The following is a 12,856-nucleotide window of genomic DNA, read 5'->3' as shown; positions in this document are numbered from 1 at the left end:
AAATATGAGTGCAATTGATCCACAGCAGACTGAGCAAGAAGAATTAGTAGCAGAGTGGTTGCGTGCGACACCGGGCTTCTTTGAGCGTTATGCAGACCTGTTTAATGAAATTCGCTTAAAGCATCCCCATGAGGATCGTGCAATCTCCTTGCAAGAGCGGCAGATGACCATGCTGCGCTCACAAAATCAAGAGTTAAACCGTCGCCTTAGTGAGATGTTGCATTTTGGTAGTCGAAACGATAAGACGCAGCAAAATTTGGTGTCTTGGTTGCTACGCCTGATGCGAGCAAACAATAAAGGTGATGTAGATGGGGCTGTAACGACGGGTTTGGCTGAGGTATTTGAAGTGGAGTCTGCACAAATTCTGGCGCCGAATGTTGCCTTTGGTCCTTGGGTTGATAAGCCTTTGTGCGGCTCTGCCAAAGAGCTTGCTGCAGCTAGCGTTGATCTATTGGCAACGCAAGTAAGGATAAACCCAGAGTGGCAAAGCATGGTTGCCATTGGCTTGCCCTTGGGTAAAAGCTTAGGGGTCTCTCAGGCGCCGGCAGTCTTGCTACTAGCTAGTAGAGATGAAACGCGTTTTACAGCAGATATGGGCGCCTTTTATTTACGCCAGATTGCCGAATTAACCGCTGCAGCTTTGGATCGCATCCAGGCCTATGAGCAAACTGCCAGCTGAACTTCATCCGCTCGTGGCTGAGTATTTGCATGAGCTCCACGTATTGCGGCAACTGTCACCGCATACCCTAAAAGCCTATTGCGCTGATCTTCATGAACTACAAACATTCGCAGCAGACGATGCGATTGAGTTGCTCAAGGTAAGTAATGCCCATGTGCGCCGTTGGGCAGGCCGCTTACATGCCAAGAATAAATCTTCACGCACGATTGCCAGAGCACTTTCTGCCTGGCGTGGCTGGTATGACTGGTTGACCGAAAAAGATACGCGCCGCGCTGCTCAGGCGGGACGAGTGACTCAGAACCTGGTTGCAAATCCAGTCGACGATGTTAAAGCTCCTAAGCGGCTGAAGTCTTTACCTAAGGCCCTCTCTGTAGAGCAGGCACTGGCTTTGGTAAATCAAGCAGTTAAAGAGGCTGCTGACACAGCAGATTTAGAAACAGTGCGTGATGCCGCCATCATCGACCTACTCTATTCTTCTGGTTTGCGTTTATCAGAGCTTCTGGGTATCGATGTCCTGCAAAGCAAAGGTCGCCAACATGAATCTGCTGGCTGGCTAGATTGGGATGCAGCAGAAGTTACAGTTTTGGGTAAAGGTGGCAAACGCCGCTCAGTCCCTGTGGGCGTCCCAGCAATGCAATCTTTAAAAGCCTGGCGCGAGGTGCGTGAGTTGCTTGAAAAAGCACGCGATTCAGCTGCCTTATTTGTTTCAGCAACAGGCGCACGTTTATCACCTCGGACGGTACAGGCACGTTTGCGTACTTTAGCTATGCGGGCAGGACTGCCAACCCATGTCCATCCTCACATGATGCGACACAGTTTTGCTAGCCATGTACTGCAATCTTCGCAAGATTTGCGGGCAGTACAAGAAATGCTGGGGCATGCCAGTATTGCCAGCACTCAGATTTATACCTCTTTAGATTTTCAGCACCTGGCACAAGCTTACGATAAAGCCCATCCTCGTGCAAAGGCTGGTAAAGCCTGAAGAACTAGGTAATATATTAGGTTTCCTATTTGGGAAAAGTATTTCTAGATTTTGATTGGATCAAAAATGGCATTAATTCCGGTAACAATTCTGACAGGCTTTTTGGGTAGCGGCAAAACGACTTTGCTCAAACATATCTTGACTGAGCAACATGGTAAAAAAATTGCCGTGATTGAGAATGAGTTCGGGGAAGAAAATATCGATAACGATATTTTGGTACAAGACAATCAAGAGAACATTGTGCAAATGAGTAATGGTTGTATTTGTTGCACGATTCGTGGTGACCTTGTAGAGGCCCTTAATACCCTTTGGGAGCAGCGCAAAGACAAAAAGATTAGCTTTGAGCGTGTCGTGATTGAAACAACGGGTATTGCAAATCCAGGTCCCGTAGCCCAAACTTTTTTTATGGATGATGACGTTGCAGACCACTATGTATTGGACGCAGTCGTCACTTTAGTAGATGCAAAACATGGGCAACACCAGTTAACCGAGCACGAGGAGGCACAGCGTCAGGTGGGTTTTGCCGATCAAATATTTATTACGAAGACGGATTTAGTTACGCCTGCAGAGGTTGAGGCCTTGCGCAATCGCTTGATGCATATGAATCCACGCGCACCGATTCAGGGCATCTCTAAGGGTATTGTTCCGCTAGATGCTGTTTTGGATCTGAAGGGCTTTAATTTAAATGCCAAGCTAGAAATCGACCCCCATTTTTTAGCCCAAGAGGATCACGACCATACGGATTGCGGCCATGATCATAGTCACGACCATCACGATCATAGTCACGATCACCATGGCCATGCTGGTCATACAGACCGTATCCAATCCTTTGTTTTTCGTAGTGATAAACCCTTTGACCATAAAAAATTAGAAGACTTCCTGGGGGGCATTTTGGAGGTCTTTGGCGAGAAGATGTTGCGCTACAAAGGGGTGCTATATGTGAAGGGCAGTAAGCAAAAAGTGGTGTTTCAGGGGGTTCATCAGATGATGGGGAGCGATATGGCGGGTTTATGGGGTACGGAAACTAAGCAAACCCGCATGGTCTTTATCGGCATCGATTTACCTAAGGACACCCTGCTGGCTGGCCTAGAGGGCTGTTTGGCTTGATAAAATTCAAGTACAATCCGCCGCCACGGTCGATATTGATCAGTATGAATAAAAGGGCTGTAAAACTTAGGCAGAATGGGGCAATAATGCTTCAAAATCAGGAAAGAACGAAATGACGGTAAAAACACCCACAAAATCGACGGCTGCGGCAAAAGCTTCTAGTAAAGCTGTCAAAGGTGCGCCTTTAACAGAGCTTGAATTGCTCAAGATGCCTGAAAAGGACTACATGAATGCGGGTCAACTTGATTTCTTCCGTCAGAAGTTGCTGACCTTAAAAAATGACATCTTGAAAAATGCTTTTGAAACTACAGAGCATCTTCGTGAAAATATTTTGGTACCTGATCCAGCAGATCGTGCAACGATCGAAGAAGAGCATGCACTGGAATTGCGTACGCGTGATCGTGAGCGCAAATTACTCAAAAAGGTAGAGCAGGCATTGGCCCGGATTGAGACTGCAGACTATGGTTGGTGCGAAGAGACTGGCGAACCGATCGGCTTAAACCGCCTGATTGCCCGTCCAACAGCCAACTTATCTCTTGAGGCTCAAGAGCGTCGTGAACTGCGTCAAAAATTATTTGGCGATTGATGACTAGTCAAGCACCCTCCATTAGTGATATCCCTCCTTTATTAAAGGCGGAGATACTCGCCGAGGCTTTGCCTTACATTCGGGCTTATCACGGCAAAACGATTGTGATTAAGTACGGCGGAAACGCTATGGTGGAAGATCGCCTCAAAGAAAGTTTTGCGCGTGATGTGATTTTGCTCAAATTAGTGGGTATGAATCCCGTGGTAGTACATGGCGGTGGACCTCAAATTGACGAAGCGCTGAAAAAAATTGGTAAGACCGGCACCTTTATTCAAGGTATGCGTGTTACGGATGAAGAAACCATGGAAGTCGTGGAATGGGTTCTCGGTGGCGAAGTGCAGCAAGATATTGTGATGCTGATTAATCACTTTGGCGGCCAGGCAGTCGGCTTGACGGGCAAAGATGGCGGCTTAATTCGGGCTAAGAAAATGTTTGTAGCTGATGAAAAGCAGGCTGGTAAAACGATTGATCTTGGCTTTGTGGGTGAGATCCAAGCCATTAATCCTGCAGTAGTGAAAGCCTTGCAAGATGACGCATTTATTCCGGTAATTTCACCGATTGGATTTAGTGAAGAAGGCCAGGCCTACAACATCAATGCGGATTTAGTCGCCGGCAAAATGGCGGAAATTTTGCACGCAGAAAAATTGGTGATGATGACCAATATTCCTGGTGTGATGGATAAAAATGGCAAGCTTCTAACAGACCTCACGGCCCGTGAGATTGAGGGCTTGTTTGCTGATGGGACTATTTCTGGTGGGATGTTGCCAAAGATTTCTTCAGCTTTAGACGCGGCAAAGAGTGGCGTGAATTCAGTTCATATTATTGATGGCAGAATAGAACATTCCTTGTTACTTGAGATTCTGACTGAGCAAGCATTCGGAACCATGATTCGCTCGCGTTAAGAGTGCCATAAGAGAGATGACATGCGTGATTCTTTAGATCCTACTTCATCGCCGATTGAAGCTTCGACTTCCGAAGAGGGTAAGACTCGTAAGCGTCCTCGCCCAGGAGAGCGCCGCTTACAAATTTTGCAAGTCTTGGCTGAGATGTTGCAAAACCCTAAGGGTGAGCGTGTAACGACTGCTGCTTTGGCAGCAAAAATTCAAGTTTCGGAAGCAGCGCTCTATCGCCATTTCGCCAGTAAGGCACAGATGTTTGAGGGACTCATTGCTTTTATCGAGCAAACAATTTTTGGTTTAATTAATCAGATCAACCAAAAAGAAGAGTCAGGCCTTGCACAAGCCAGAGGGATTTTGCAAATGTTGCTATTTTTTGCCGAAAAAAATCCTGGCATGACCCGAGTGCTCCTAGGCGATGCTTTATTCCAAGAAGATGATCGTTTGCAAGAGCGGATTACCCAAGTGCTGGATCGTGTCGAGGCATCCTTAAAGCAGGCACTACGGATTGGTCAAACGCAAGGTGGCGCTTTAGCAAACCTTAGTCAAGATGATATTAGTGTTCGGGCAGCAATTCTTATGAGTTACGTTTTAGGGCGTTGGCATCGATTTGCTCGTAGCGGCTTTAAAAAACTGCCAACGGATGCATCTGATGCAAGCCTACGCATTCTTCTATCCGAATGAGCGAGCTACACCTCTCTAGAAATACAATCCACTTTGCCGAGCCCTTGCCTTTGCAAAATGGCGCCATATTGGCCAACTATGATTTAGTGATCGAAACTTACGGCAAGCTCAATGCTGCTAAAAGTAATGCAGTATTGGTATGCCATGCCTTAAATGCGTCGCATCATGTAGCTGGCCCTAACCCCGATGATGCGAGTGATATTGGCTGGTGGGACAACATGATTGGCCCCGGTAAACCAGTTGATACAGATCATTTTTTTGTGATTGGGGTCAATAACTTAGGCTCTTGTTTTGGATCAACTGGTCCAATGAGTATTAATCCTGTAAGCGGCAAACCTTACGGCGCCGATTTTCCAGTGATTACCGTCGAGGATTGGGTGAATACCCAAGCCCGTTTGGCCGATAAATTGGGCATTCGTTGTTTTGCTGCGGTGATGGGAGGCAGCTTAGGTGGCATGCAAGCTATGGCTTGGTCTATTCAATTTCCAAAGCGTTTAGCACACTGCATAGTGATTGCTTCCACCCCAACACTAAGTGCTCAGAATATTGCATTTAATGAGGTTGCTCGTAATGCTATTTTGTCTGATCCTGATTTTCATGGCGGTAATTACTATGAGCATGGTGTGGTTCCAAAAAGCGGCCTGAAATTGGCAAGGATGGTGGGACACATTACGTATTTGTCAGACGACGATATGGCAGAAAAATTTGGGCGCGAGCTACAACGCCCTGATGGCGAGTCGCACGACTACCGCTTTAGTTTTGGTGTGGAGTTTGAGGTAGAGAGTTACTTGCGCCATCAAGGCGATAAGTTTTCCAAGTACTTTGATGCCAATACCTATCTGCTGATTACGAGAGCATTAGATTACTTTGACCCCTCCAGGAGGTATGGTGGTAGCTTGAATCGTACTTTGGCTGAGGTGCAGGCGAAGTTTTTGGTGGTAAGTTTTTCTACCGACTGGCGCTTTCCTCCCAATCGTAGTCGTGAAATCGTTCAATCTTTACTCAGCAACAAGAGTGAAGTAAGTTATGCAGAAATCGATGCACCCCATGGTCATGACGCTTTCCTATTGGATGATCCGCGTTATCACAATCTGATTCGAGCCTATTTTGAGCAAATGCTAGAACAAGGAGTTAGATCTTGATGCGCGCTGACTTTGCCGCCATTGCGCAATGGATTAACGCTGATAGCTCAGTACTCGATCTGGGGTGTGGCGACGGCAGCTTTCTGGAGTATTTAAAGAAACAAAAACTAGTACATGCTTACGGCGTAGAGATTGATGATGCCCGCGTACTATCTTGTGTGAAAAAAAGCTTGAATGTGATTCAGCAAGATTTGGAGGGTGGCTTAGCGCTCTTTGAGAATGATAGTTTTGATACAGTCGTGTTATCGCAGACACTTCAAACCATTCATGAAACCGAGAAGATTTTGCGTGAGGTAGTGCGTGTTGGCAAAGAGTCGATTGTGTCCTTCCCAAATTTTGGGCATTGGTCGCATCGTCTTGCTGTTGGCTTTGGCCATATGCCTGTATCTAAGAGCCTGCCCTACCAGTGGTACAACACCCCTAACGTGCGCGTACTTACGGTAGCTGACTTTGAAAAATTAGCTTCCAGCTTAGGCTTGAAGATTTTGGATCAATGCATTTTGCATGACGGTCGCATAGTGACTTTGATGCCTAATTTGTTCGGAAGCTTAGCGTTATTCCGCGTTCGCCGTGCTTAATAGTGCGCAGTCCTGGCTAAAAGATTTTCGGGTATATCTCGAGTGGCCTTGTCTGAGAATGCTCTTCTTAGGTTTTTCTGCAGGCCTACCCCTACTACTGATTTTGGGAACTCTCAGTTTTTGGTTAAGAGAGGCGGGCATTGATCGCAGCACGATTGGCTACCTCACTTGGGTAGGATTAATTTATGCCTTCAAGTGGATGTGGGCCCCCTTAGTAGATCGCTTACCTATTCCTCTGCTAACCAAGCTTTTTGGTCGTAGACGGAGTTGGTTGTTATTTGCACAGGCTTTAATCGTAATAGGGTTGATCGGGATGGCGAGTATTGATCCTAAGGCACAGCTCACACCGATTGTTTGGTGTGCATTGTTAGTAGCTTTTGGTTCCGCTACACAAGATATTGCCCTAGATGCTTTTCGGATTGAATCTGCTGACAGTGATCACCAAGCAGCTTTAGCGGCAACCTATCAAACGGGTTATCGACTCGCTTTGATATGGGCGGGCGCCGGTGTTTTATGGCTGGCTGCGCGGGTCGAAACAAGCGCTGGTACTTATGATGCGAGTGCTTGGCAATTCGCTTATCTCTGTATGGCTGCTTCTATTGGAGTAGGCGTAGTGACAACCTTATTTAGCAAAGAGCCTATTAGGCTTGAGTTAGCTAAAGCACGGAATGCCAAAGCGTGGCTTCATCAAACTTTGATTGAACCTTTTGCGGATTTTATTAAACGCTATCGTTGGCATGCATTTTTAATTTTAGCTTTAATTGCTATATATCGGATTAGTGATGTGGTGATGGGCATCATGGCCAATCCCTTTTATGTCGATATGGGCTATACCAAAGATGAGGTAGCAGCTGTTAGTAAAGTGTTTGGCGTCATCATGACGCTAGTGGGCGCTTTTATTGGCGGCGTTTTCACTTTACGGTTTGGCGTCATGCGAATTTTATTCTTAGGGGCCGCCCTATCTGCCATAAGTAATATTCTGTTTGCTTGGCTAGCAACCCAAGGCCATAACCTCAATGGTTTAGTTTGGGTGATTTCTGCAGACAATCTCAGCTCGGGTATTGCTACTGCGGCATTTATTGCATTCTTATCATCATTAACGAATATTCAGTACTCGGCTACGCAGTATGCTTTGTTTAGCTCCATGATGTTGTTACTACCTAAGTGGCTGGCTGGCTTTTCAGGTGTATTTGTAGATAGCTTCGGTTATCCTACTTTTTTCATCGGGACGGCCATTATTGGCGCACCCGTGTTAATTCTGATTTGGTGCGCGATGCACTTTAAAGTGGTTGAGTTAAAGAAGCATGATGCGCCACTCATGACGGACTAGAGAGACCAGTCATAATCTACCGTCAGTGGTGCATGATCTGAGAAGCGCTCATCTTTAAAGACAGCTGTACTTTTTGCACTAGCAGCAATGCCTGGAGTGGTGATCTGATAGTCAATCCGCCACCCTACATTTTTCGTATAGGCTTGCCCCCGATTACTCCACCAGGTATAGCAAGCATCACTCGCTGCGGGTTCCAGTTTTCGGTAAACATCGACATAACCCACTTGAGAAAATAAATTAGTAAGCCAGGCCCGTTCCTCAGGTAAAAATCCCGAATTCTTAAGATTGCCTTTCCAGTTCTTCAGATCGATTTCTTGGTGGGCGATATTGACATCTCCACAAAGTACGATTTCTCGCCCTGATTTTTTCAGCGCAATGAGGTGGGGCAGAAAAGAGTCTAGGTAGCGATATTTCGCTTCTTGTCGTTCAGGGGAGCTAGACCCAGAGGGCATATAAACAGAAATCACTGATAACTGCTTAAAGCGGGCTTCAACGTAACGACCTTCGGCATCAAACTCTGTATTGCCATAGCCATACAGAACGTCGTCGGGTTTATGGGGAGTATAGATTCCACAGCCGCTATAGCCTTTTTTCTCCGCATGGTGGAAGAAGCCATGCAGGCCATTAGGATTGAGGATGGCCTCCTCCAGATCGTCTCGTTGGGCTTTTAACTCCTGCATACATACGAAATCAGCCTGCTGCTGAATGACCCAAGGTAAAAACCCTTTTTTGACCGCAGAGCGGATACCGTTGAGGTTGGCAGAAATGATGCGTAACATATAGGCCTATGAGCTCAAAAAATTCTAATCAAGATAACTTTATTCGTTTTGCCTTAGAGGCAAATGTTTTGTCGTTTGGGGAGTTTAAAACCAAAGCGGGGCGACTTTCCCCTTATTTTTTTAATGCAGGCCAATTTAATGATGGCGTTCGTTTAAGTGCCTTGGGGCGTTACTACGCTAAAGCCTTACAAGAATCCAATATTCAATATGACATGCTCTACGGACCGGCCTATAAAGGGATTGCTTTGGCGGCGGCAACAGTGATTGCTTTGGCCGATAGCGGTCGGAGCGTGCCATACGCATACAACCGTAAAGAAGCCAAGGATCATGGTGAGGGCGGTTCTTTGGTGGGCGCCCCAGTCAAAGGCAGAGTCGTCATCATTGACGATGTGATTTCTGCTGGGACTTCAGTGCGAGAGTCAGTTGCTTTGATTCGGGCTGCAGGAGCAGAGCCAGCAGCAGTACTCATTGCACTTGATCGGATGGAAAAATCAGGCACGGCAACGGAGATCGGTAATCAATCAGCAGTGCAAGCGGTTGAGCAAGAGTTTGGATTGCCTGTAGTAGCGATTGCTAACCTTACAGACTTAATGACTTTCTTAGCAGCCTCGAGTGATACTCAGTTAAGCAATTATTTACCTGCTGTGAAAGCTTACCGCGAAAAGTACGGCATTTAAGACTCCACTAGTTCGGTCTCGCCCTCAAACACCGTAGTTGCAGGACCCGTCATGATGACGCTTTGAGCGACTTCATTGACCAGTCCACCCCAAGCAATCTGGAGATCACCACCTCGAGTATGGACCGTGACAGGTGAATCCAATAAGCCACGACGAATACCTGACACTATTGCGGCACATGCACCAGTACCGCAAGCCAGTGTTTCACCAGCACCACGCTCAAAGACGCGCAATTGAATCTCCTGGCGATTCAAAACTTGCATATACCCTGCATTGACCTTCTTCGGAAAAGCGGGATGACACTCAATAGATGCCCCCTCCTCTAAAACAGGCGCGCTATTAATATCACCGACTACTTGAACAGCATGGGGATTGCCCATCGAGAGCACGCCAACCCAGCTATCGTGCGGTGCTGGGGTTTGAATAGGAAGGGCATAGAGCATTTCATGAAACTCTTGCTTGCTTGCTAAGCCACTTGCATCAAACGGAATTTGGCTATGTTCAAAAATCGGCGCACCCATATTCACTTCTACTTGACCATCGGGATGGGCGTGCAAGATCAGAACAGTGTGCGCTACTTCAACACGCAATGGATTTTTATCGGATAGTCCTTGGTCAATCACAAAACGAACAAAGCAGCGTGAGCCGTTGCCACACTGCTCAACTTCACCACCATCCGCATTGAAAATACGATATCGAAAATCAGCATCTGGACGCGTTGCTTTTTCTACCAATAAAATTTGATCTGCACCGATACCAAATTGGCGATGCGCCAGTCTTTGCCATTGCTCACGTGTGATATTGCTAAGGTCTTGATCAATACCATTGAGCACAATGAAATCATTACCAGCACCATGCATTTTGGTGAAGCGCAACTTACGTGAAGCTTTACTGAAATTCGTACTCAAAAGATTTCCAATTCTTTATTGATGCTTACTCTCGTATTTACTCTCTACGTCATGCATGTTACCTTGCCGATCTTTTGGAGACAAGCGGGCTACTGAACTCAGGATGGGTCTGGAGGCAACTCAGCACCACTAGGATGTTTATAGCGGTTATAAGCCCAGATAAATTGATTGGGCGCAAGCAAAATAGCCTGTTCGATAGCAGCGTTAATCTCACTAGCTGCGATTGTCGAGTCATCCGAAAGTTGCGCTAATCTTTTGGCCTGCATTAACCAACCCTTACCTAGGCCTTTACGTATTGCAGTAAACATCACCACTGGCGTGTGATTGCGATTAGCCAATCGTGCTGGTAGTGGAGTGGTGTATGCGGGCCGCCTAAAGAACGGCACCCAAACACCTTCACCGCCACTAGGCACTTGATCGGGAAGAATGCCAATTGCTTCACCACGCGTTAAGGCGCGAGTCATTTGGCGAACACCGTGCAGATTAGTAGGCACGAAATGCATATTAGGATAGGCACGTCCTGCTTCAACGATATCGTTGAGCCAAGCTTGCCGTGAGGGGCGATAGAGAATGGTTGCAGGAAAGTGCTGCGCCAGTACTCGGGGAATAATTTCAAAACCGCCTAAATGGGGTGTCAGCATCACGAGGCCATGACCCTCACCAATCGCCTCTTCAACCAGATGCCAGTCTTGTATCTCGACCAGATCTAATGCTTTTTTCGGGTTGCGCCATATCCATAGGCTATCTGAGAAGAGTTGCCCAGAAGCAGCGCTAGCCCTCCAGATTTGGTGGGGCAGGTGATATTGCTTCACTACCGCCTCGTATTGAGTCCGAAAAAGTGCTCGATATTGTGCAGAACCCACGTAGGCTAGCATCCCTAAAACAGCCCCCATGACTTGAACTAGGCATAGCGGCAATACGGCTATCGTATTGAGTATCAAATTGAGAAGTAGTTTACGCACCTATCTATGATATTCAATAAGGGCTAGAGGGCCAAATTTTTCACTTCCCAACATCAATCTGGCAGTTTTCGGATAGAATTGAAATATCGCTGAGTTAAGACAACTTGCAGGGCGATTAAAAATTCTGCTAAAGCGTCGCCGTTGTGGTTCCTGGCACGTCGAGTTGTCCAACTGATCGTGTTAATTTTTTAAAGGAATATGCAATGGCAAATGATTACTTCTTCACCTCAGAATCCGTTTCTGAAGGTCACCCCGATAAAGTAGCAGATCAAATTTCAGATGCGATCTTAGATGCTATTTTGGCTCAAGACCCAACCGCCCGTGTTGCGGCAGAAACCTTGTGTAATACCGGCTTAGTAGTACTTGCCGGTGAAATCACTACCACTGCGAATGTGGATTACATTCAAGTAGCACGCAATACTTTGCGTGAAATTGGTTATGACAATACGGACTACGGTATTGACTACAGAGGTTGCGCAGTCCTAGTGGCCTACGACAAGCAGAGTCCAGACATTGCTCAGGGCGTAGACAAGGCGCATGATGACGGATTAGATCAAGGCGCTGGCGACCAGGGTTTGATGTTCGGTTATGCCTGTGATGAGACCGCAGAGCTGATGCCTTTACCGATTCATTTGTCACATCGCTTGGTAGAGCGTCAATCTCAATTGCGCCGTGATGGCCGCCTCAATTGGTTGCGCCCAGACGCAAAGTCACAAGTGACCTTACGCTATGTAGATGGCAAACCTGACTCTATTGATACCGTAGTGCTATCGACTCAGCATGATGAAGCAATTTCTCTTGAGAAATTGCGTGAAGCGGTGATTGAAGAAATCATCAAACCCGTATTGCCAAAGCATCTTATTAAAGGCGCAATCAATTTCTTAGTGAACCCTACTGGCCGATTTGTGATTGGCGGTCCGCAAGGTGATTGTGGATTAACTGGACGCAAAATTATTGTGGATACCTACGGTGGTGCAGCCCCTCACGGTGGTGGTGCCTTCTCTGGTAAGGATCCCTCTAAGGTTGACCGCTCTGCTGCGTACGCTGGTCGTTACGTTGCTAAAAACGTGGTTGCTGCTGGTTTAGCTAGTAAGTGCTTGATTCAGATCTCTTACGCGATTGGTGTGGCTAAGCCTACTTCAGTGATGGTCAGCACCTTTGGTACTGGCAAGATTTCTGATGAAAAGATTGCCCAATTGGTATCAGAGCACTTTGACCTACGTCCTAAAGGGATTGTGAAGATGCTGAACCTCTTGCGCCCGATTTATCGCAAGACAGCTGCTTACGGCCACTTTGGTCGTGAAGAACCAGAATTCACCTGGGAGCAGTGCGATAAGGCACCTGTATTGCGTGCCGCCGCAGGCCTGTAAGCATGAATTTGTAGTATTGATGCCAAATATGGCGAAATTGATTACAATTTCGCCATACCTTTAAGGAGCGTTGCAAGGAACACTGAGAACCAGTGCTTCCCCAGGCTTGAAGGGAGCAAGTCCTTAAACGGGATTCGCTAATTGCAACCGCGCTCGCTAACCCATGATTCAATGGC

14 protein-coding genes and 1 riboswitch are annotated in these 12,856 nt (G+C 46.8%); of the genes, 11 read left to right on the top strand and 3 right to left on the bottom strand.

Going from position 1 to position 12,856, the window contains the following annotated elements:
- Positions 1–4 precede the first annotated feature (4 nt).
- The 9 genes from DCO16_RS10840 to DCO16_RS10800 all read left to right on the top strand — a co-directional run bounded on the left by DCO16_RS10840 (position 5) and on the right by DCO16_RS10800 (position 7,984).
- Positions 5–679: a DUF484 family protein gene (locus DCO16_RS10840; protein WP_173943654.1), complete on the top strand. Its 675-nt coding sequence runs from the start codon at positions 5–7 to the stop codon at positions 677–679.
- Positions 660–1,661, top strand: a complete 1,002-nt coding sequence (locus tag DCO16_RS10835; RefSeq protein ID WP_173943653.1) for a tyrosine recombinase XerC — start codon at positions 660–662, stop codon at positions 1,659–1,661. Before DCO16_RS10840 ends, DCO16_RS10835 begins: the two co-directional genes overlap by 20 nt.
- Positions 1,662–1,727: 66 nt before the next feature.
- Positions 1,728–2,768, top strand: coding sequence for a CobW family GTP-binding protein (locus DCO16_RS10830; RefSeq protein ID WP_173943652.1), 1,041 nt, complete (start codon positions 1,728–1,730; stop codon positions 2,766–2,768).
- A 208-nt stretch (positions 2,769–2,976) separates the two neighbouring features.
- A complete protein-coding gene (dksA, locus tag DCO16_RS10825) occupies positions 2,977–3,354 on the top strand; it encodes an RNA polymerase-binding protein DksA (RefSeq protein WP_173943880.1) in 378 nt (125 codons plus the stop codon).
- Positions 3,354–4,256 carry an acetylglutamate kinase gene (argB, locus tag DCO16_RS10820; protein ID WP_173943651.1) on the top strand — a complete coding sequence of 301 codons (903 nt, stop codon included), beginning with the start codon at positions 3,354–3,356 and terminating at the stop codon, positions 4,254–4,256. The genes dksA and argB overlap by 1 nt, the downstream gene beginning before the upstream one ends.
- A gap of 21 nt (positions 4,257–4,277) precedes the next feature.
- Positions 4,278–4,934 (top strand): nucleoid occlusion factor SlmA, encoded by a 657-nt coding sequence (slmA, locus tag DCO16_RS10815; RefSeq protein WP_173943650.1) that lies wholly within the window; start codon positions 4,278–4,280, stop codon positions 4,932–4,934.
- Complete coding sequence (gene metX, locus DCO16_RS10810; RefSeq protein WP_173943649.1) at positions 4,931–6,076, top strand: homoserine O-succinyltransferase MetX; 1,146 nt, start codon at positions 4,931–4,933, stop codon at positions 6,074–6,076. The genes slmA and metX overlap by 4 nt, the downstream gene beginning before the upstream one ends.
- Complete coding sequence (metW, locus tag DCO16_RS10805) at positions 6,076–6,654, top strand: methionine biosynthesis protein MetW (protein WP_173943648.1); 579 nt, start codon at positions 6,076–6,078, stop codon at positions 6,652–6,654. Before metX ends, metW begins: the two co-directional genes overlap by 1 nt.
- On the top strand, positions 6,647–7,984 hold the full coding sequence (locus tag DCO16_RS10800) for an AmpG family muropeptide MFS transporter (protein WP_254598049.1): 1,338 nt from the start codon (positions 6,647–6,649) through the stop codon (positions 7,982–7,984). The genes metW and DCO16_RS10800 overlap by 8 nt, the downstream gene beginning before the upstream one ends.
- On the opposite strand, the gene DCO16_RS10795 is transcribed toward DCO16_RS10800, so the two are convergent.
- Positions 7,981–8,763, bottom strand: coding sequence for an exodeoxyribonuclease III (locus DCO16_RS10795; RefSeq protein WP_173943647.1), 783 nt, complete (start codon positions 8,761–8,763; stop codon positions 7,981–7,983). The two genes, DCO16_RS10800 and DCO16_RS10795, sit on opposite strands and share 4 nt — an antisense overlap.
- 8 nt (positions 8,764–8,771) lie before the next feature.
- Here DCO16_RS10795 and pyrE point away from each other — a divergent pair, with 8 nt between their 5' ends.
- A complete protein-coding gene (gene pyrE, locus DCO16_RS10790; RefSeq protein ID WP_173943646.1) occupies positions 8,772–9,440 on the top strand; it encodes an orotate phosphoribosyltransferase in 669 nt (222 codons plus the stop codon).
- Here the strand turns inward: pyrE and dapF are convergent.
- Positions 9,437–10,300 (bottom strand): diaminopimelate epimerase, encoded by an 864-nt coding sequence (gene dapF, locus DCO16_RS10785; protein ID WP_217426747.1) that lies wholly within the window; start codon positions 10,298–10,300, stop codon positions 9,437–9,439. The two genes, pyrE and dapF, sit on opposite strands and share 4 nt — an antisense overlap.
- A 146-nt stretch (positions 10,301–10,446) precedes the next feature.
- Positions 10,447–11,310, bottom strand: a complete 864-nt coding sequence (locus tag DCO16_RS10780; RefSeq protein WP_173943644.1) for a lysophospholipid acyltransferase family protein — start codon at positions 11,308–11,310, stop codon at positions 10,447–10,449.
- A 203-nt stretch (positions 11,311–11,513) separates the two neighbouring features.
- Here DCO16_RS10780 and metK point away from each other — a divergent pair, with 203 nt between their 5' ends.
- Positions 11,514–12,680: a methionine adenosyltransferase gene (gene metK / locus DCO16_RS10775; RefSeq protein ID WP_173943643.1), complete on the top strand. Its 1,167-nt coding sequence runs from the start codon at positions 11,514–11,516 to the stop codon at positions 12,678–12,680.
- Positions 12,681–12,736: 56 nt separating this feature from the next.
- Positions 12,737–12,842, top strand: a riboswitch (S-adenosyl-L-homocysteine riboswitch).
- The last annotated feature ends 14 nt before the right edge of the window (positions 12,843–12,856 follow it).

Origin of the sequence: Polynucleobacter antarcticus (assembly GCF_013307245.1) — a bacterium.
In the GTDB taxonomy this organism is placed as follows: domain Bacteria; phylum Pseudomonadota; class Gammaproteobacteria; order Burkholderiales; family Burkholderiaceae; genus Polynucleobacter; species Polynucleobacter antarcticus.
Note: the sequence above shows the minus strand (reverse complement) of the source record. Positions and strands in the feature narration are given on the sequence as shown.

What these genes read in the sequence shown, in the direction of transcription:
- DCO16_RS10840 (WP_173943654.1), top strand. Translation starts at nt 5, where the DNA reads ATGAGTGCAATTGATCCACAGCAGACTGAGCAAGAAGAATTAGTAGCA.
- DCO16_RS10835 (WP_173943653.1), top strand. Translation starts at nt 660, where the DNA reads ATGAGCAAACTGCCAGCTGAACTTCATCCGCTCGTGGCTGAGTATTTG.
- DCO16_RS10830 (WP_173943652.1), top strand. Translation starts at nt 1,728, where the DNA reads ATGGCATTAATTCCGGTAACAATTCTGACAGGCTTTTTGGGTAGCGGC.
- dksA (WP_173943880.1), top strand. Translation starts at nt 2,977, where the DNA reads ATGCCTGAAAAGGACTACATGAATGCGGGTCAACTTGATTTCTTCCGT.
- argB (WP_173943651.1), top strand. Translation starts at nt 3,354, where the DNA reads ATGACTAGTCAAGCACCCTCCATTAGTGATATCCCTCCTTTATTAAAG.
- slmA (WP_173943650.1), top strand. Translation starts at nt 4,278, where the DNA reads ATGCGTGATTCTTTAGATCCTACTTCATCGCCGATTGAAGCTTCGACT.
- metX (WP_173943649.1), top strand. Translation starts at nt 4,931, where the DNA reads ATGAGCGAGCTACACCTCTCTAGAAATACAATCCACTTTGCCGAGCCC.
- metW (WP_173943648.1), top strand. Translation starts at nt 6,076, where the DNA reads ATGCGCGCTGACTTTGCCGCCATTGCGCAATGGATTAACGCTGATAGC.
- DCO16_RS10795 (WP_173943647.1), bottom strand. Translation starts at nt 8,763, where the DNA reads ATGTTACGCATCATTTCTGCCAACCTCAACGGTATCCGCTCTGCGGTC.
- pyrE (WP_173943646.1), top strand. Translation starts at nt 8,772, where the DNA reads ATGAGCTCAAAAAATTCTAATCAAGATAACTTTATTCGTTTTGCCTTA.
- dapF (WP_217426747.1), bottom strand. Translation starts at nt 10,300, where the DNA reads ATGCATGGTGCTGGTAATGATTTCATTGTGCTCAATGGTATTGATCAA.
- metK (WP_173943643.1), top strand. Translation starts at nt 11,514, where the DNA reads ATGGCAAATGATTACTTCTTCACCTCAGAATCCGTTTCTGAAGGTCAC.